This window comes from Streptomyces glaucus, assembly GCF_039533365.1.
Lineage (GTDB): Bacteria > Actinomycetota > Actinomycetes > Streptomycetales > Streptomycetaceae > Streptomyces > Streptomyces glaucus.
Window position 1 is genome coordinate 14,306 of sequence record NZ_BAAATK010000013.1, and the last position, 18,168, is coordinate 32,473.

General features: G+C 73.7%; 20 protein-coding genes. 13 read left to right on the top strand and 7 right to left on the bottom strand.

Annotation, left to right across the window (positions count from 1 at the left end; translation table 11 throughout):
* Positions 1–5: 5 nt before the first annotated feature.
* Positions 6–695, bottom strand: coding sequence for a PH domain-containing protein (locus ABD363_RS12285; RefSeq protein WP_344602517.1), 690 nt, complete (start codon positions 693–695; stop codon positions 6–8).
* 124 nt (positions 696–819) lie between these two features.
* Between ABD363_RS12285 and deoC the strand changes: the two genes are divergently transcribed.
* The 3 genes from deoC to ABD363_RS12300 are packed head-to-tail and all read left to right on the top strand — an operon-like array spanning position 820 to position 4,191.
* Entirely contained in the window at positions 820–1,812 is a 993-nt protein-coding gene (gene deoC / locus ABD363_RS12290) for a deoxyribose-phosphate aldolase (protein ID WP_344602738.1), read from the top strand.
* Positions 1,813–1,817: 5 nt separating this feature from the next.
* On the top strand, positions 1,818–3,311 hold the full coding sequence (locus ABD363_RS12295) for an aldehyde dehydrogenase family protein (RefSeq protein WP_344602519.1): 1,494 nt from the start codon (positions 1,818–1,820) through the stop codon (positions 3,309–3,311).
* Complete coding sequence (locus tag ABD363_RS12300; protein WP_344602520.1) at positions 3,304–4,191, top strand: aldehyde dehydrogenase family protein; 888 nt, start codon at positions 3,304–3,306, stop codon at positions 4,189–4,191. Before ABD363_RS12295 ends, ABD363_RS12300 begins: the two co-directional genes overlap by 8 nt.
* A 117-nt stretch (positions 4,192–4,308) precedes the next feature.
* Here the strand turns inward: ABD363_RS12300 and ABD363_RS12305 are convergent, their stop codons facing one another.
* Complete coding sequence (locus ABD363_RS12305) at positions 4,309–4,662, bottom strand: hypothetical protein (RefSeq protein ID WP_344602522.1); 354 nt, start codon at positions 4,660–4,662, stop codon at positions 4,309–4,311.
* 60 nt (positions 4,663–4,722) lie between these two features.
* Between ABD363_RS12305 and ABD363_RS12310 the strand changes: the two genes are divergently transcribed.
* Positions 4,723–5,436: a uridine kinase family protein gene (locus ABD363_RS12310; RefSeq protein ID WP_425577977.1), complete on the top strand. Its 714-nt coding sequence runs from the start codon at positions 4,723–4,725 to the stop codon at positions 5,434–5,436.
* Between the two features lie 263 nt (positions 5,437–5,699).
* Here the strand turns inward: ABD363_RS12310 and ABD363_RS12315 are convergent, their stop codons facing one another.
* Entirely contained in the window at positions 5,700–6,437 is a 738-nt protein-coding gene (locus ABD363_RS12315) for a SigE family RNA polymerase sigma factor (RefSeq protein WP_344602526.1), read from the bottom strand.
* Positions 6,438–6,700: 263 nt separating this feature from the next.
* On the opposite strand from ABD363_RS12315, the gene afsQ1 reads away from it, so the two are divergent.
* From afsQ1 to ABD363_RS12340, 5 genes are all read left to right on the top strand, one after another.
* On the top strand, positions 6,701–7,378 hold the full coding sequence (gene afsQ1 / locus ABD363_RS12320) for a two-component system response regulator AfsQ1 (protein ID WP_189287708.1): 678 nt from the start codon (positions 6,701–6,703) through the stop codon (positions 7,376–7,378).
* Positions 7,375–8,964 carry an ATP-binding protein gene (locus tag ABD363_RS12325; RefSeq protein WP_344602530.1) on the top strand — a complete coding sequence of 530 codons (1,590 nt, stop codon included), beginning with the start codon at positions 7,375–7,377 and terminating at the stop codon, positions 8,962–8,964. The genes afsQ1 and ABD363_RS12325 overlap by 4 nt, the downstream gene beginning before the upstream one ends.
* Positions 8,964–9,629, top strand: a complete 666-nt coding sequence (locus tag ABD363_RS12330) for a hypothetical protein (protein WP_344602532.1) — start codon at positions 8,964–8,966, stop codon at positions 9,627–9,629. Before ABD363_RS12325 ends, ABD363_RS12330 begins: the two co-directional genes overlap by 1 nt.
* 82 nt (positions 9,630–9,711) lie before the next feature.
* Entirely contained in the window at positions 9,712–10,293 is a 582-nt protein-coding gene (locus tag ABD363_RS12335; protein ID WP_344602534.1) for a VanZ family protein, read from the top strand.
* An 82-nt stretch (positions 10,294–10,375) separates the two neighbouring features.
* Complete coding sequence (locus tag ABD363_RS12340; RefSeq protein ID WP_344602536.1) at positions 10,376–10,576, top strand: PspC domain-containing protein; 201 nt, start codon at positions 10,376–10,378, stop codon at positions 10,574–10,576.
* Positions 10,577–10,655: 79 nt separating this feature from the next.
* Here ABD363_RS12340 and ABD363_RS12345 read toward each other — a convergent pair whose 3' ends face one another.
* Positions 10,656–11,021: an ATP-binding protein gene (locus ABD363_RS12345; RefSeq protein WP_344602538.1), complete on the bottom strand. Its 366-nt coding sequence runs from the start codon at positions 11,019–11,021 to the stop codon at positions 10,656–10,658.
* Positions 11,022–11,155: 134 nt separating this feature from the next.
* Positions 11,156–12,313 (bottom strand): adenosine deaminase, encoded by a 1,158-nt coding sequence (locus ABD363_RS12350; RefSeq protein ID WP_344602540.1) that lies wholly within the window; start codon positions 12,311–12,313, stop codon positions 11,156–11,158.
* Between the two features lie 123 nt (positions 12,314–12,436).
* Between ABD363_RS12350 and ABD363_RS12355 the strand changes: the two genes are divergently transcribed.
* Positions 12,437–13,198, top strand: coding sequence for an alpha/beta hydrolase (locus ABD363_RS12355; RefSeq protein ID WP_344602542.1), 762 nt, complete (start codon positions 12,437–12,439; stop codon positions 13,196–13,198).
* A gap of 9 nt (positions 13,199–13,207) precedes the next feature.
* On the opposite strand, the gene ABD363_RS12360 is transcribed toward ABD363_RS12355, so the two are convergent.
* The gene (locus ABD363_RS12360) at positions 13,208–14,161 is read right to left on the bottom strand and encodes a LysR family transcriptional regulator (protein ID WP_344602544.1); all 954 of its coding nucleotides are present in this window, start codon (positions 14,159–14,161) and stop codon (positions 13,208–13,210) included.
* A gap of 63 nt (positions 14,162–14,224) precedes the next feature.
* Between ABD363_RS12360 and ABD363_RS12365 the strand changes: the two genes are divergently transcribed.
* Positions 14,225–15,493, top strand: a complete 1,269-nt coding sequence (locus ABD363_RS12365; RefSeq protein WP_344602546.1) for an MFS transporter — start codon at positions 14,225–14,227, stop codon at positions 15,491–15,493.
* Positions 15,494–15,639: 146 nt separating this feature from the next.
* A complete protein-coding gene (locus ABD363_RS12370; protein WP_344602548.1) occupies positions 15,640–16,653 on the top strand; it encodes a sigma-70 family RNA polymerase sigma factor in 1,014 nt (337 codons plus the stop codon).
* Here the strand turns inward: ABD363_RS12370 and ABD363_RS12375 are convergent.
* Complete coding sequence (locus ABD363_RS12375; RefSeq protein WP_344602550.1) at positions 16,537–16,923, bottom strand: STAS domain-containing protein; 387 nt, start codon at positions 16,921–16,923, stop codon at positions 16,537–16,539. The genes ABD363_RS12370 and ABD363_RS12375 overlap by 117 nt on opposite strands.
* 189 nt (positions 16,924–17,112) lie before the next feature.
* Here ABD363_RS12375 and ABD363_RS12380 point away from each other — a divergent pair, with 189 nt between their 5' ends.
* Positions 17,113–18,033 (top strand): AEC family transporter, encoded by a 921-nt coding sequence (locus ABD363_RS12380; RefSeq protein WP_344602552.1) that lies wholly within the window; start codon positions 17,113–17,115, stop codon positions 18,031–18,033.
* Positions 18,034–18,168 lie beyond the last annotated feature (135 nt).

The following is an 18,168-nucleotide window of genomic DNA, read 5'->3' on the forward strand; positions in this document are numbered from 1 at the left end:
GTTCCTCACCCCACCGCCAGCAGCACGGCCAGCAGCACGGCCCCGGCCGCGGCCGGGGCCGCCACCTCGTATGCCCAGCGCACGGTCACCTCGCCCTGCGCCGTCCGCGCCTCCCCCCGGTCCTCCAGCAGCGCGCGCAGGTCGTCCATGATCTTGTCGGTCTCCGCCCGCACGGGTCCGTCCCCGGCGCCTCCCCGGTGCAGGAGGCCGCCGCGTCCCGGACCGCTCCGGCCGGTCGTCTCCGGCGCCCCCTCCGCCGCCGCCCGCGCCGCCCGCCGCGCCGCCTTCTTCCGGGCGCGCAGCGAGACGGGAAGGGCCCACAGCTGGTACTTCGCACCGGACCGGGTGACGACCTCGTGGGAGTAGCCGGAGCGCAGCGCGGCGATCTGCCCCCACGGCAGCACGATCATCCGGAAGGGGTTGCGGACCCGCAGCCGGTCCTCGCTCACCAGGACGGCGGGCCGCAGGGTGAAGGCGACGACCAGCGGCACCAGGAACAGCAGCGCGGCGAGCGCCAGCCACGGCGTGCGGCCCTCCCCCGTGGCCACCGCGTCGATGCCGAGCCAGCCGATGACGGCGAGCAGCAGGACACCGCCGGCGATCCCCCCGGACGACCGGTGGACCTGCTCCCGGTACCCGGCGGACTCGGGTTCCGATGGCTGCGGCGCTGGTGACTGGTGCTCCGGGCTCGTCATGCAGCCGATTGTGCCCGACGTCCTCGCGGGCGCCGCACCGCGATCCCGCCCACCGCCCCGCTCTCCGCCCGGTCTCCGGGGGCTGTACAGCCGCTACGCGCGTAGATATGCTCGTCTGGTGACCATGCCCACCACTGCACCCTCCCCCGCCGCCGAACCGGCGGGAGGCGCCCGACGCGCTCACGCACTCACGGACGTCACCGCGTCCGACGACACGCTGCGCCGCTTCCTGCACGGGCTGCCCGGCGTCGACGCGGTCGGCCTGGAGGCGCGCGCCGCCTCCCTCGGCACCCGCTCCGTCAAGACCACCGCGAAGGCGTACGCCATCGACCTCGCCATCTCGATGGTCGACCTGACGACGCTGGAAGGCGCGGACACCCCGGGCAAGGTCCGGGCGCTCGGCGCGAAGGCGGTCCGCCCCGACCCGACGGACCGCACGACCCCCGCCACGGCCGCGGTCTGCGTCTACCCCGACCTGGTGGCCGTCGCCAAGGAGGCCGTCGCCGGTTCGTCCGTGAAGGTCGCCTCGGTCGCCACCGCCTTCCCGGCGGGCCGCGCCCCGATCGCCGTCAAGCTGGCCGACGTGCGCGAGGCCGTGGCGGCGGGCGCCGACGAGATCGACATGGTCATCGACCGCGGGGCGTTCCTCGCGGGCCGGTACATGAAGGTGTACGACGAGATCGCCGCCGTGAAGGAGGCCTGCGGGACGAGCGCCCGCCTGAAGGTCATCTTCGAGACGGGCGAGCTGTCGACGTACGACAACATCCGCCGCGCGAGCTGGCTCGCCATGCTGGCCGGGGCGGACTTCATCAAGACCTCCACCGGCAAGGTCGCCGTCAACGCGACCCCCGCGAACACCCTCCTCATGCTGGAGGCGGTCCGGGACTTCCGCGCCCGGACCGGCGTCCAGGTCGGCGTGAAGCCGGCCGGCGGCATCCGCACCAGCAAGGACGCGATCAAGTTCCTGGTCCTGGTCAACGAGACCGCGGGCGAGGACTGGCTGGACAACCGCTGGTTCCGCTTCGGCGCCTCCTCGCTCCTGAACGACCTGCTGATGCAGCGCCAGAAGCTGGCCACCGGCCGCTACTCCGGCCCCGACTACGTGACGGTGGACTGATCACCATGACCACGGAAAACACCACGGGAACCACCACGGGAACCGCGGCCCCCGCGGCGAAGCGGTCCCCCGCGTTCGCGTACGCCCCGGCACCCGAGTCCCGCTCGGTCGTCGACATCGCCCCGTCCTACGGCCTGTTCATCGACGGCGAGTTCGCGGAGGCGGCCGACGGCAGGGTCTTCAAGAGCGTCAGCCCCAGCACCGAGGAGGTGCTGTCCGAGGTCGCCCGGGCGGGCGAGGCGGACGTCGACCGCGCGGTGCGGGCCGCCCGCAAGGCGTTCGGGACGTGGTCGGCGCTGCCCGGCTCCGAGCGCGCGAAGTACCTGTTCCGCATCGCCCGCATCATCCAGGAGCGCAGCCGCGAGCTGGCCGTTCTCGAGACCCTCGACAACGGCAAGCCCATCAGGGAGACGCGGGACACCGACCTGCCCCTGGTGGCGGCGCACTTCTTCTACTACGCGGGCTGGGCCGACAAGCTCGGCCACGCGGGCTTCGGTCCGGACCCGCGGCCCCTGGGCGTCGCGGGTCAGGTCATCCCCTGGAACTTCCCCCTGCTGATGCTGGCGTGGAAGGTCGCCCCGGCGCTCGCGACCGGCAACACGGTGGTGCTGAAGCCCGCCGAGACGACCCCGCTGTCCGCCCTGTTCTTCGCGGACGTCTGCCGCCAGGCGGGCCTGCCGAAGGGCGTCGTCAACATCCTGCCCGGCTACGGCGACGCGGGCGCCGCGCTGGTCGCCCACCCGGACGTGGACAAGGTCGCCTTCACCGGCTCCACGGCCGTCGGCAAGGAGATCGCGCGGACCGTCGCCGGCACCCGCAAGAAGCTCACCCTCGAACTGGGCGGCAAGGGCGCCAACATCGTCTTCGACGACGCGCCGATCGACCAGGCCGTCGAGGGCGTCGTAGGCGGCATCTTCTTCAACCAGGGCCAGGTCTGCTGCGCGGGCAGCCGGCTGCTGGTCCAGGAGTCGGTCCACGACGAGTTCCTCGACGCTCTCAAGCGCCGGCTCGCCACGCTCCGCCTCGGCGACCCGCTGGACAAGAACACCGACATCGGCGCGATCAACTCCGCCGAGCAGCTGGCGCGCATCACCTCGCTCGTCGAGCGGGGCGAGGCCGAGGGCGCCGAGCGCTGGTCCCCGGCCTGCGAACTGCCCGGCTCCGGTTACTGGTTCGCCCCGACGCTCCTCACCAACGTCACCCAGGCGCACACCGTCGCCCGCGAGGAGATCTTCGGCCCGGTGCTGTCGGTGCTGACCTTCCGCACCCCGGACGAGGCCGTCGCCAAGGCCAACAACACCCCGTACGGCCTGTCGGCGGGCGTCTGGACGGAGAAGGGCTCCCGCATCCTGGCCGTGGCGAACAGGCTCCGCGCGGGCGTCGTCTGGTCCAACACGTTCAACAAGTTCGACCCGACCTCGCCGTTCGGCGGCTACAAGGAGTCGGGCTTCGGCCGCGAGGGCGGCCGCCACGGCCTGGAGGCGTACCTCGATGTCTGACCGTCTCAGTGTGTTCAAGACCTACAAGCTGTACGTGGGCGGGAAGTTCCCGCGTTCCGAGAGCGGCCGGGTGTACGAGGTGACGGACTCCAAGGGCGAGTGGCTGGCCAACGCGCCGCAGTCCTCCCGCAAGGACGCCCGGGACGCGGTGGTCGCGGCCCGCAAGGCGTTCGGCGCCTGGTCCGGCGCGACGGCCTACAACCGGGGCCAGGTCCTCTACCGCGTCGCGGAGATGCTGGAGGGCCGCAGGGACCAGTTCGTGCGCGAGGTCGCGGACGCGGAGGGCCTGCCGCAGCCGGAGGCCGCCCGCCAGGTGGACGCGACGATCGACCGCTGGGTCTGGTACGCGGGCTGGACCGACAAGATCGCCCAGGTGGTCGGCGGCGGCAACCCGGTCGCGGGCCCGTTCCTCAACCTCTCCACGCCGGAGCCGACGGGCGTGGTCGCGGTCCTGGCGCCGCAGGAGTCGTCGTTCCTCGGCCTGGTCTCGGTGGTCGCCCCGGTGATCGCCACCGGCAACACGGCGGTCGTGGTGGCGAGCGAGCGCTCCCCGCTGCCCGCGCTGTCGCTGGGCGAGGTGCTCGCCACCTCCGACCTGCCGGGCGGCGTCGTCAACATCCTCTCGGGCCGCACGGCGGAGATCGCCGCCCCCCTCGCCGCGCACCAGGACGTCAACGCGATCGATCTGGCCGGCGCCGACGAGGCGCTGGCGAGGGAACTGGAGATCGCGGCGGCGGACAACCTCAAGCGGGTCCTGCGTCCACAGCCTGTGGACGACTGGTCGCGCACTCCGGGCATCGACCGCATGACGGCCTTCCTGGAGACGAAGACGGTCTGGCACCCGACGGGTTCCCTGGGCGCGTCCGGCTCGTCCTACTGACCCGTCCTGCGGGACCGGAGAGCCGTGTCCCCCTCCGCCCGAGGGGGACACGGCTCCGCGCCGTCCTCGCGCCGCCCGCCCGGCTGCCGCACCGCCGGGCGGCGGGAAGCCGGCCGCTTACGCGCCGTCGCCCTGCCGGCTCCCGTCGGCGCCCCCCGTCCGGGCACCGTCCGCCGCCGGACCGCTGCTCACCGCCTGCTCGGGGTTCACCGCCTGATCGGGGCTCACCGCCTGGTCGGGGTTCAGCCGGACGATCGGACCGAGGACGTGGCCGATCGTGTCGACCAGCAGGCGGACGGCCTGCGGACCGGCCTGGCCCGGCGCGGCGGGGCGCGTCTGCGCGGCACGGGCGGACGGTTCGGTGTCCGCGCCGGCCGTCGCCGCGCCTGCGCCCAGCGCCGCCCCCGCCGCCGCGAGGACGACCAGGGCACGCCGGGCGGTGGGGACGGGGGAGGACGCTCGTCGGGTCATCACTGCTGCCGCCTTGTCGGTACTCGGGGTGACAATTACGTCACGAACAGTAGTGACCATGTGACGCGCACTTCAAAGGCGACCCGCTGGGTCGTACGGCGACCGGCCGATGCCTCACACTGGTGTCCCGTGAACTCCCATCCGCCCATACCGACGCGAGTCGTGCTGCTCTGCGGCCCCTCCGGCTCCGGCAAGTCCCTCCTCGCCGCCCGCTCCGGCCTGCCCGTGCTGCGGCTCGACGACTTCTACAAGGAGGGCGACGACCCGACGCTGCCCCTGGTGGCCGGGAGTTCCGACATCGACTGGGACCATCCCGACTCCTGGGACGCGGACACCGCCGTCGCCGCGATCACCGAGCTGTGCCGCACGGGTCGTACGAACGTCCCCGTGTACGACATCGCGCGCAGCGCCCGCACCGGTGAGGAGACGGTCGACATCGGGCGGACCCCGCTGTTCATCGCGGAGGGCATCTTCGCCGCGGAGATCGTGGCGCGGTGCCGGGAACTGGGCGTGCTGGCCGACGCGCTGTGTCTGAGCCGCGGTGCGGTGACGACCTTCCGCCGGCGCTTCCTGCGGGATCTGCGGGAGGGCCGCAAGTCGGTGCCGTTCCTGCTGCGCCGCGGCTGGCGGCTGATGCGCGCCGAGCGGTCCATCGTGGCCCGCCAGACGGCGCTGGGCGCGTACGCCTGCGACCGGGACGAAGCGATGGGCCGGCTGGCGGCCGCGGCGGCGGGGCGGTGCGCCCCGGCCCCCACGGCGGCGCACTCGGCGTAGGCGCCGGGGCCGGACACGGAAAAGCGGGACTGGAGAGACCCCCGGCCCTCCAGTCCCGCTCCCCCGTGCTCCCCCGTGGTGCTTCCCCCGTGTCCCCCCGTTTCTTTCCCCCGTTCCCCCGTGGTGCTCCCCCCGGATGGTGCTTCCCCCCGGGGACCCGGATCCCGGGTCCCTGTGATGAAGACCCCGGTGCCTCCCCCCTGATACACCCCGAGTCCTCATCTTCCGAAGATTCTCCGAAATTCCCCGGAGACCCCGGACCTTCAGGCGACGAGCTCGCCGAAGGCGTCCTCCTCGTCCCGGCCGAGGCTGAGCGCCTCGTCCTCGCGCAGCCGGCGCAGCGACCGCCAGATGCTGGACTTCACCGTGCCGACGCTGATGCCGAGGATCTCCGCGATCTCCGGGTCCGTGCGGCCCTCGTAGTAGCGCAGGACCAGCATGGTGCGCTGGAGTTCGGGCAGCCGGGCCAGCGCCTGCCACAGGACCGCGCGCAGCTCGGTGCCACGCATCGCGTCCGTGTCGCCGGGCGTCTCCGGCAGTTCCTCGGTCGGGTACTCGTTGAGCTTGCGGCGCCGCCAGGCGCTGATGTGCAGGTTGGTCATGGTGCGGCGGAGGTATCCGCCGACGGCCGCCTTGTCGCTGATCCGCTCCCACGCCCGGTACGTCGAGAACAGCGCGCTCTGCAGCAGGTCCTCGGCCTCGAAGCGGTCGCCGGTGAGGTGGTAGGCGGTTGCGTACAGGGAGGCGCGACGTTCCTGGACGTAGGCGGTGAACTCCGCCTCCGACAGCGAACGGTGCTCCCCCGGAGCCTCCCCGTACGCGGTTCCCCCGTGTGTCTCCCCCGTGTTCGCGTCAACCACCGACATGTACGCCGGGTGCTGACGCCCAGTGCCGCGAACGCACCCCCGCCCGCTCGCGGCACCGGACTTCTCGGAACCCCGGTGCACGTCGTGCAGGCGTGTGATCACTGCGCTGGTGCTGGTGCCGTGCAGCGTGCTCATCTCGCGCCCCCCGTCGTGGACTTCCGGTGTTCGGCTCGCCGGGTGCCGCCGGTCCTGCTCCGGCCCGCTCCGGTTCGCTTCCTTGCCTGTGCCGAAAAGCTTGCCGGGGCGACTTCATGGCCGTGTCCGCCGACTGTCACAGACCTGTCACAGGGCCGGGGCGCGGTGGCGGCGGAGATCACGCGCGGTCTCCGGGGGTCCCGGCGGCTCCTCTCCCGGCCCGCGGGTCGAACGGGGCCCCCTCCATGGGCCAGAATGAGCCCGTGCCTTCCCTGTTGCTGATCGAGGACGACGACGCCATCCGTACGGCCCTGGAGCTCTCCCTGACGCGCCAGGGACACCGGGTGGCCACCGCTGCCAGTGGTGAGGACGGACTGAAACTGCTGCGTGAGCAGCGGCCGGACCTGATCGTGCTGGACGTCATGCTGCCCGGCATCGACGGTTTCGAGGTGTGCCGGCGCATCCGGCGCACGGACCAGCTGCCGATCATCCTGCTGACCGCGCGCAGCGACGACATCGACGTCGTGGTCGGCCTGGAGTCCGGCGCCGACGACTACGTCGTCAAGCCGGTGCAGGGGCGGGTCCTCGACGCCCGGATCCGGGCCGTGCTGCGGCGCGGGGAGCGGGAGTCCAGCGACTCGGCGACGTTCGGCAGCCTCGTCATCGACCGGGCGGCGATGACCGTCACGAAGAACGGCCAGGACCTGCAACTCACGCCGACCGAACTGCGGCTGCTGCTGGAGCTGAGCCGGCGTCCGGGGCAGGCGCTGTCGCGGCAGCAGCTGCTGCGGCTGGTGTGGGAGCACGACTACCTGGGCGACTCACGGCTCGTGGACGCCTGCGTGCAGCGGCTGCGCGCCAAGGTCGAGGACGTGCCGTCGTCCCCGACGCTGATCCGTACCGTGCGCGGTGTCGGCTACCGGCTGGATCCGCCTCAGTGACACGGGAACACGACGGGGGTCCGCGCGGCTGGTCCGCGGCGCGCAAGGGAGTCTGGTCGCGGCTGCGCCTGACCAGCCTGCGGCTCAGGCTGGTCGTCGTCTTCGGGCTGGTCGCGCTCACCGCGGCCGTGTCCGCGTCCGGGATCGCGTACTGGCTCAACCGGGAGGCGGTGCTCACCCGCGCCCAGGACGCCGTGCTGCGCGACTTCGAGCAGGAGATGCGCAACCGGGCGGGCGCGCTGCCCGCGCACCCCACGCAGGACGAGCTGCAGCACGCCGCCGGCCAGATGGCGGGCAGCAGCCAGCGGTTCGGCGTGCTGCTCGTCGCCGAGGACCCCGACGGCAGGACGGTGTACGGCAGTTCCGGCGGGCTGGGCGGTTTCGCGCTCGGTGACGTGCCCGCGTCGCTGCGCGCCGCGGTGAACAAGGAGCAGAAGGTCACCTCGGCCAACCGGTACCCGTACCACCTGTACTGGCAGCGGATCGTCGACGGCGACACCCCGTACCTGGTGGCCGGGACGAGGGTGATCGGCGGCGGCCCGACCGGCTACATGCTCAAGTCGCTGGAGCCGGAGGCGAAGGACCTCAACTCGCTGGCCTGGTCGCTCGGCATCGCGACGGCGCTCGCGCTGATCGGGTCGGCGCTGCTGGCGCAGGCCGCCGCCTCCACCGTGCTGAAGCCGGTGCAGCGGCTCGGGGTCGCCGCGCGGCGGCTCGGCGAGGGGAAGCTGGACACCCGGCTGCGGGTGTCGGGCACCGACGAACTGGCCGATCTGTCACGGACGTTCAACAGCGCGGCGGAGGCCCTGGAGAAGCGGGTGGCCGACATGGCCGCGCGGGAGGCGGCCTCCCGGCGCTTCGTGGCCGACATGTCCCACGAGCTGCGCACACCGCTGACCGCGATCACCGCCGTCACCGAGGTGCTGGAGGAGGAGCTGGACTCCGAGGGCGGCGGCATCGACCCGATGATCGAGCCCGCCGTACGGCTCGTCGTCAGCGAGACGCGGCGGCTGAACGACCTGGTCGAGAACCTGATGGAGGTCACCCGCTTCGACGCGGGCACCGCCCGGCTGGTCCTGGACGACGTCGACATCGCCGACCAGATCACCGCCTGCATCGACGCCCGGGCCTGGCTGGACGCGGTCGAGCTGGACGCCGAGCGCGGCATCCACGCGCGTCTCGACCCGCGCCGCCTGGACGTGATCCTGGCCAACCTCATCGGCAACGCCCTCAAGCACGGCGGGTCGCCGGTGCGGGTGTCGGTCCGGGAGACGGACGACGAGCTCCTCATCCAGGTGCGGGACCACGGGCCCGGCATCCCCCAGGACGTCCTGCCGCACGTCTTCGACCGCTTCTACAAGGCGAGCGCCTCCCGGCCGCGCTCCGAGGGCAGCGGGCTGGGCCTGTCCATCGCCCTGGAGAACGCGCACATCCACGGCGGCGAGATCACCGCCGCCAACTCCCCGGAGGGAGGCGCGGTGTTCACCCTGCGGCTGCCGCGGCACACGCCGGCGCCGACCGGGCAGACCACCGGGGCCGCCGGGGCCGCCGAGGACGAGGGCAAGGACGCGAAGAGGGACGTCTGATGCGCGAACAGGGAGGCCTGACGAACATACGCCGCCGCATCGGCCGGGCGCCGGCGCGGCGCCGCGTCCTGCGGGGCGCCTCCGCCCTGCCCGTGCTCGCCGTGCTGCTCGCCGGCTGCGGTATCCGGGCCACCGAGGTGCCGACGGACTTCGGGCCGGCGCCCTCGCGGGTGCGGTGTTCGCTCGGCGAGCCGGAGCCGTCGGCGCGGGAGTCGCGCGGGATGCCGGTGCGGGTGTTCCTGCGGTGCGGCACCTCGCTGGTGACCGTCGACCGGTCCGTGCGGGTCCCGGAGGGCGCCGCGGACTCCGCGCGGCGCGTCCTGGTGGCGCAGGGGCTGCTGGACCAGCTCGCGGCGACGCCGTCGGCGGCGGAGCGGGAGGCCGGGTACAGCACAGCCGTACCGGGCGGGACGACGGTGAGCGGTCCGCGTCCCGGCGATCCGGCGGACACCCTGCGGCTGAGCTCCGCGCCCGGTGACCTCACTGCGCACGCCCTCGCCCAGATCGTCTGCACGTTCTCCGACTCGGCCGCGGCCGAGGGCGACGGCTCGGTGATCCTGGGGGGCCCGGGCGAGGAGCGGCCGCTCCGGTACGCGTGCACGGACGAGGTCCGTGCCCGTCCCGGCGGCGAGCGGCCGCCGTCGAGCGAGGTCGCCGGGGACTGACCCGGCCGTGTGGCGCATGCCTCACCCGTACGCCGGGCGGCACGGCGGAACCGATCCCGCCGGTGGCCGCGTCTAGGGGGGCGTGCAGCGTCAAGGCTCCGTCGGCGACAGCGCCGTGATCCACATCCGTGTGACAGGAGGTGTCCTCCTCGTCGCCCACCTCGCGTTCGTCGCCTGGTTCACGCTGCGACCGCTGGACGTCCCCTGGGTGATGCCCGCCAACCTCCGCCCGCTGGCCGGCATCCGGGACGACCTGGCGCTCGGCTGGGCGCAGGCCGCCCGCCGCATCGGCGAGGGCCTCGCGCTGCTGGCTCCGCTGGGCGTGCTGCTGCCGGCGGCCGGCGGCCGGCTGTTCGTCTCGGCACTGGCCTCCCTGCTGCGTACCGTCGCCGCCGGAGCCCTGCTGTCGCTGGCCATCGAGCTGCTGCAGACCGGGGTGCCCGGCCAGGTGGTGGACGTCGACTCGCTGCTGCTGAACGCCCTGGGCGTGGCCCTGGCCCATCTGGCGGTCGTGCCCGCCGGGCGTGCCTGGCTGCGCCGCAGGTCCGAGCGCCGGGGCCGCGCGGCCGGCCCGTGGGAGGAGTCCTCTCAGGGTCGGACCCCGACGATTCCCAGGGTCGGGATCGCCCCGTGGAGTGACGCTTTGCCCCCTTCGTCTCCGTAGCGTGGAGGTCAGACGGGGCGACCAGCCGAAAGCCCCGGACCGACGTACGGCGTACCCCGCCGGCCACCACGAAGGAGCCGCCATGTCCCGCCTCGCCCGCCCCACCCACGGCCGCATGATCGGCGGCGTGTGCGCCGCGCTGGCCCGGCGCTTCGGCACCTCCGCGACGACGATGCGCGTGATCTTCCTGCTCTCCTGTCTGTTGCCCGGCCCGCAGTTCCTGCTCTATCTCGCGCTGTGGATCCTGTTGCCGTCCGAGGGGAAGGCGCGCGCGGCCTGGTGAGCCGCCGCAGGCGGACAAGCCGACGGGGCGCACCCCGTGTTCGGGGGTGCGCCCCGTCGGCGCGTCCGGACGGCGCGGTTCAGGCGACCGGGAGTCCCGTCACCGGCAGGCCGTGCGCGGGCGCGCCGTTCACCGGCAGTCCGCCGAGCAGCTCGGCGACCGGCTGGACCGGGATCTGGGAGAGCCGCTCGGCCAGCACCTGCTCGGCGACCGGCTGCACGGTGGTCAGGGCCGCCTCGGCCGTGCCCTGTCCCTGTTCCAGCGCCGCGCTCCCGCCCGGCACGGCCTGGGTGGCGGTCTCCGTCGGAAGGGCCTGGGTGACGGTGCCCAGCGTCTGGGCGGCGTCCGGGAGGGCCGGGGCCGCGTCGGCCGCGCCCGCGCCGGCGGCGGCGAAGGCGGCACCGAGAGCGGCGACGCCGAGGGTCCTGGCAGCAGACTGCTTCATGAAATGCGTCCTCGAAGTGGGTGACGGGGTGAGCGGTTCACGACCGTAAACACGCGGTGCCGCGCGCCGCAAACCCCGAAATGCGGACGACCGGTGGATGCGGTCCGCCGAAACAGGCCCCGAGAATTCCCCCGTCAGTTCCCTTCGGCCGCGAAACCGCTGGTGGAAGCGGTCTGCTGGAACAGCCATTCGGATTTCAGCTCGGCATATCCGGGCTTGATCACGTCATTGATCATGGCCAGTCGTTCATCGAAAGGAATGAACGCTGATTTCATCGCATTGACAGAGAACCACTGCATGTCGTCGAGCGTGTAACCGAATGCGTCGACGAGGTGTTCGAACTCCCGGCTCATGCTGGTGTGGGACATCAGGCGGTTGTCCGTGTTGACCGTGGCGCGGAAGTGCAGCCGGCGCAGCAGCCCGATGGGGTGCTCGGCGTACGACGTCGCCGCCCCCGTCTGGAGGTTGGAGCTGGGGCACAGCTCCAGCGGGATGCGCTTGTCCCGGACGTAGGAGGCGAGCCGCCCGAGCTTCACCGTGCCGTCCTCGTGCACCTGGATGTCGTCGATGATGCGCACCCCGTGCCCGAGCCGGTCGGCGCCGCACCACTGCAGGGCCTGCCAGATGGACGGCAGCCCGAAGGCCTCGCCGGCGTGGATGGTGAAGTGGTTGTTCTCGCGCTTGAGGTACTCGAAGGCGTCGAGGTGCCGGGTGGGCGGGTAGCCGGCCTCGGCGCCCGCGATGTCGAAGCCGACGACGCCCAGGTCCCGGTAGCGGTTGGCGAGTTCGGCGATCTCCAGGGCGCGGGCGGCGTGCCGCATCGCGGTGAGCAGGGCGCCGACGCGGATGCGGTGGCCGTTCGCCCGCGCCCGCCGCTCCCCCTCCCGGAAGCCCTCGTTGACGGCCTCGACGACCTCTTCGAGGCGGAGTCCGCCCTCGAGGTGCTGCTCGGGGGCGTAGCGGACCTCGGCGTAGACGACCCCGTCCTCGGCGAGGTCCTCGGCGCACTCGGCGGCGGCCCGGACCAGCGCGTCGCGGGTCTGCATGACGCCGACGGTGTGGGAGAAGGTCTCCAGGTAGCGCTCCAGGGAGCCGGAGTCGGCGGCCTCCCGGAACCAGACGGCGAGCCGGTCGGGATCGGTCTCGGGAAGGCCGGAGTAGCCCGTCTCGCGGGCGAGTTCGACGATCGTGGCGGGGCGCAGCCCGCCGTCGAGGTGGTCGTGCAGCAGAACCTTGGGCGCCCGGCGGATCTGGTCCGGCGTCGGGGTCTTCGCGGTGCTGTGGCTCGTCATCTCCGCACTGTAACTCCTACGCGCGTAGAGCGCTCTTCTCCGGACTCCGGGCGTTTCCGTCGATACGCAACGGTGACCGCACGGACGGGTGGCGTACGCCCGGACTTCTGAGACTGTTCTGTCATGGCACAGCAAGCGACACCGGTCCGCGGAGCCCGGCTGGGGCGGGCGCTCGGTCCGGAACCGACGGCGGTGAGCGGGGTGGCGCTGCTGCTCCCCGACGGGGACGAGGTCTCCGGCCGCAGACCCTCTCCCCTGCTGGCGACCGCGTCGGTCCGCGCGCTGGGCCGCCGGCTGGCGCGCGCGGGACGCGAGGAGGGGCTGGCCGTCCACGTCGTCCACTACCGCTGCCGCGGCTGGAACGGCAGCGAGGCGCATCTGGCGCGGGACGCGTCCTGGGCCGCGGACGAGGCCGTGCGGCGCTACGGCGACGTCGCCGTGTGCCTCGTCGGCGTCGGCATGGGCGGGCGGGCCGCGCTGCGCGCGGGCGGGCACGAGGCCGTCGACTCCGTGGCGGCGATCGCCCCCTGGCTGCCGGACGAGGACGTGGCCGCGCCGCCGGAACCGGTGAAGCAGCTGGCCGGGCGGCGGGTGCTGATCGTGCACGGCACGAACGACCGGCGCAGCGACCCGGAGTCGTCGTTCCGGCTCGCGGCCCGGGCGAAGAAGGCGAACCGGGACGTGTGCCGCTTCGAAGTGCACACCGACGGGCACGGGTTGCACCAGTACCGGGACGAAGTGCTGGCGCTGGCCGAGGACTTCGTGCTGGGGGCGCTCTTCGGGAGGGCGTTCTCGCGGCCGGTGGCGGACGCGCTGGCCGCTCCGCCGCCGCTGGGGCTGCGGATGCCGCTGGCCGCCGGGTTCGGCAGGTCGTTGCGGCACTAGCGCCGCGCCTCACGCGGACAGCAGGCGGCCCCTGCGCGACAGCAGGAACTTCTTGAACGCGGCCACCGGCGGCGTGTCCGGGCGGCCCTCCAGCCAGGCCACGCCGATCTCCCGGACCGCTCGCGGGGAGGTGACCGTGAGTTCCACGACGCCGGGGCGGGGGACGGCCGGGGGCGGCAGGAGGGCGACGCCCAGACCGGCCGCCACCAGGCCCCGCAGGGTCTCGGCCTCCTCGCCCTCGAAGGCGATCCGCGGCCTGAAGCCGGCCTGCCCGCACAGGTCGTCGGTGATGCGGCGCAGGCCGTAGCCGGGTTCCAGGGTGACGAAGGTCTCCTCGGCGGCCTCGGCGAGGCGGACGCGCCGGCGGCCGGCGAGACGGTGGTCGGCGGGGACGACCAGGCGGAGCTTCTGTTCGTCGAGGCGGCGGGCCACCAGGTCGGGCGCGTCGGGGACCGGGGAGGTCAGGCACAGGTCCAGCTCGCCGGCGCGCAGGCCCTCGAGCATGGCCTCGCCGTAGTTCTGGACCAGGCTGAAGCGGACGCGGGGGTGGTCGGCGCGGAAGGCCTGGAGAAGGCCGGGGACCGTCTCGGCGCCCATGGTGTGCAGGAAGCCGAAGGCGACCTTGCCGGTGGCGGGGTCGGCGTCGGCGCGGACCTCGTCGGCGGCGCGCCCGACCTCGGCGAGGGCGCGTTCGACGGAGGCGAGGAAGGTGCGGCCGGCGGGGGTCAGGGAGACCGTGCGGCCGCGGCGGGCGAACAGGTCGACGCCCAGGTCCTGTTCCAGGCGGGCCAGGGCGCGGGAGAGGGTGGACTGCGGGACGCCCATCTCCTGGGCGGCGCGCGTGACGTGCTCGGTGCGGGCGACGCCCGCGAAGTACGCGAGGCGCGGCGCCAGCAACGTCACCATGTCTTCTGTGTCACCGGACGGTGACAGACGAGCCCGTGGCCTCGGCTGATGCTCCATGGGAACGATTATGGCGATTCGGCGCATTGGACGGATCAGCGGCGGCGTCCCTACGGTCGAGGCATGTCTCCCGCCAGTACCGGGGCGCCCGCCGTCGTGGGCGCCGACTCCGCTGTCCCCGTCGTCGACTCCCGCATGGCCCCGGGCGGTCCCGGCTACCGCCGGATGAGCCTCGCCCTCTTCCTCGCCGGGGTCGCGACCTTCGCCCTGCTGTACTCCACCCAGGCGCTGCTGCCGCTGGTCTCCGGCGACTTCGGGGTGAGCGCGAGCGACGCGAGCTGGACGGTGGCCGCGGCGACCGGCGGACTGGCGCTGTTCGTCCTGCCGATGAGCGCGCTGTCGGAACGTTTCGGCCGCCGTGCGGTCATGACGGCGTCGCTGGCGGTCGCGGTGACGATCGGGCTGCTGGTGCCCTTCGCGCCCTCGCTGGGCGCCCTGGTGGCGCTGCGGGCGCTGCAGGGCGCGGCCCTGGCCGGGCTGCCCGCGTCGGCGACCGCCTACCTCGCGGAGGAGGTCACCCCGAAGGCGCTGGTCACCGCGATCGGCCTGTTCGTCGCGGGCAACAGCGTCGGCGGGATGAGCGGCCGGGTCGTCACCGGCTGGGTCGCGCAGGAGTGGGGCTGGCGGGTCGCCGTCGGCGTGATCGGCGTGATCGCGGTGGCGTGCGCGGTCGCCTTCCGGCTGCTGCTGCCCGCCCCGCGGCACTTCCGGCCGGGCTCCCTGCGCCCGCGGGTCCTGGCCCGCACGGTCCGCGGCCACCTCGCCGACCCGCTGCTGCGCCGCCTGTACGCGATCGGCGCGCTGTTCATGACGGTGTTCGGCGGTGTGTACACGGTCATCGGCTACCGCCTGACCGAGGCGCCGTTCGGGCTGCCGCAGGGCGTCGTCGGCTCGATCTTCCTGGTCTACCTGGTCGGCACGGTGTCGGCGTCGACCGCGGGACGGCTGGTCGGGCGCCTGGGCCGCCGGGGCGCGCTGTACGCGGCGGGCGGTACGACGGCGGCGGGCCTGCTGGTGTCCCTGGCCGGGTCCCTGCCGCTGGTGCTGCTGGGCCTGGTGCTGATCACGGCGGGCTTCTTCGCGGGCCACGCGGTGGCGTCCTCGGCGGTCAGCAGGACGGCCGCGCACGGCCGCGCCCAGGCCTCCGCCCTGTACCAGTCCGCGTACTACATCGGCTCCAGCGCGGGCAGCACGGCGGGCGCGGTGGCCTTCCACGCGGGCGGCTGGGCCGGGACCGTGGGGGTCGGGCTGCTGGCGGTGCTGGGCGTCGTGGCGATCACGGTGCTCGGGACGCGGGCGGCACGGGCCGGGCGCCGGCTCGCGGCGGCCTGAGCACGCCGGGCGCGACACCCGCCCCCCACCCCCTGTGAGCTGCCCTTTCCCCGCTCCGAGGGCCGTTGTCAGTGCCCTGCGGTAGCTTCCGAAGTGCGAGGCGCGAAGAGGCGCACCGACAGGACGGCCACAGGGGCGGGTGGACGATGAACGACGGCACGGCGACGACAGACCTCGGCGCCACACTGGAGAAACACCGGGTCGAGCTGACGGGCTACTGCTACCGCATGCTCGGCTCCTCCTTCGAGGCCGAGGACGCGGTCCAGGACACCCTGGTCCGCGCCTGGCGGAGCTACGGCACGTTCGAGGGCCGCTCCAGCGTCCGCTCCTGGCTCTACCGCATCGCGACCAACGTCTGCCTGGACATGCTGAGCGCGGGCAACAAGCGTGCGCGGCCCATGGACCTCACCGAGTCGACGCCGCTCGCCCGGGCGGCCCTGTCCCCCCGCCCGGACCACACCTGGCTGGAGCCGGTGCCGGACGCGCGCGTGCTGCCCGCGACCGACGACCCGGAACAGGCCGCGATCGCCAAGGAGTCCGTGCGGCTCGCCTTCATGGCCGCGCTGCAGCAGCTGCCGCCCAGGCAGCGGGCGGTGCTGATCCTGCGCGAGGTGCTGGCCTGGCGGGCGAGCGAGGTCGCCGAGCTGCTCGGCACCTCGGTCGCGTCGGTCAACAGCGCCCTGCAGCGGGCCCGCGCGACCCTGGCCGAGCGGCGGCGGCAAGGCGCCGACGCGGCCGTCGCCGACCCGCTGGACGAGGAGCAGCGAAAGCTCCTGGAGCGCTATGTGGCGGCCTTCGAGGGATACGACATGTCGGCGCTGACGGCCCTGCTGCACGAGGACGCCGTCATGACGATGCCGCCGTTCGACCTGTGGCTGACCGGCGTGCGGGACATCACGGGCTTCATGACCACGCTCGGCGCGTCCTGCGCGGGTTCGCGTCTGCTTCCGGTCCAGGTCAACGGCCTGCCGGGGTTCGCCCAGTACAAGCCGGACCCGGATGCCGGCGGCTTCGCCCCGTGGGCGGTGCAGGTGCTGGAGACGTCACATGGCCGGATCACCGGGTTCCACTGCTTCCTCGACACCAAGCGGTGGTTCCCGCTGTTCGGGCTGCCCCTCCATCTCGAAGCGGAGCCCGACCAGGTCGAGCAGGGCGGGTAGCGCCGGGTCGGGGTCGCGCAGCCGGATCCGGCCCCGGGCACGGCCGGCGGCCAGCTGCAGCCGCGCCAGCAGGTCGACGATGCCCAGTCCCGGCGGCCCCAGTCCCGCGACGTCGCACACGACGACCCCGGCGCCGCTGGTCCGCAGCAGGGCCTGCACCTGGTCGCCCAGTTCCCTCACCTCGTCCCGGGTGACGGGTCCGGCCAGCACGAGCACGGGGGGTGTCATCGCGTCCACGACCGGTAGACCGGGCGGGCCGGCGCAACTCATCGGGGCGGGCGGCCGGCCGTGCTCCCGGACGCGGGTGAGCTGCCGGGACCCGTCACGGCGGCCGGGCCGGGCGACGCCGTGAAGATCACATTGACCGGGGCCGGACCTTCCCCGGAGGGTTGGCTGTATGCCCCAAGCATCTGGTCCCGCCGCGCTGCGCGATGCCCTCCCTGCCCACGAGGAGCCGCCGTGCAGGGGGTGCTGAGCGGGTTCGCGGTGATCGCCGTCGTCATCGGCGTGGGGTATGTGATCGGCCGGGGCGGTCACCTCGGGGACCAGGGCCGCGAGGTGCTGACCCGGCTCGCCTTCCACGTGGCCTCACCCGCCCTGCTGTTCACCACGCTCGCACGGGCCGACCTGTCCGTGGTCTTCTCCAGCCGGCTGCTGGTGACGGCGATGAGCACGGCGGCGGTGGCGGGGGCGTTCGTGGCGGTCGGCGCCGTGCGCCGCTGGGGCGTGGGCCGCACCACGATCGGCGCCCTGTGCTCCAGTTACGTCAACTCCGGCAACCTGGGCATCCCGATCGCGGTGTACGTCCTGGGCGACGCCTCGCTGGTGGCGCCGGTGCTGCTGTTCCAGCTGGTCGCCGTCACCCCGGTGGCGCTGACGATCCTGGACGTCGCGGGCGGCGGGGCGGAACGGCCGTGGTGGCAGCGGTTGCTGACCCCGCTGCGCAACCCGGTGGCGGTGGGTTCGCTGGCCGGGGTCGCGGCGTCGGCGGCGGGCGTGGACCTTCCCGGTCCGCTGATGGACCCGCTCACCCTGATCGGCAACATGTCGGTCCCCGCCGTCCTGCTGGCCTTCGGCATCTCCCTGCGCGGCAGCACGCTCCCGCTGCGCGGCGCCGAACGGGCCCCCGTGCTGCTGGCCGTGGCGCTGAAGTCGTTCGCCCAGCCCGTGGTGGCCTGGGCGCTGGCGGCGGGGGTCTTCGGGCTGCGGGGCCCGGCCCTGCTGGACGTGGTGGTGACCTCGGCGCTGCCGGCCGCGCAGAACCTGTTCACCTACGCGAGCGCGTACCGGGTGGGCGAGGTGCTGGCCCGGGAGGCGATCCTGCTGTCGACGGTGGTGGCGGTGCCGGTGCTGGTGGTGGTGGCGGCGTCGCTGGGCTGACCCTTCAGCCCGTGCGGAACTCGTCGGTGCCGAGCCCGAGGCCGAAGGGCTCCGGCACCAGGACCCGCGCGCCGGACCCTCCGGCGCGCGGGACGCGGTGGACGTCCCCTTGAGGTTCGCCGTACAGCGTGAGGG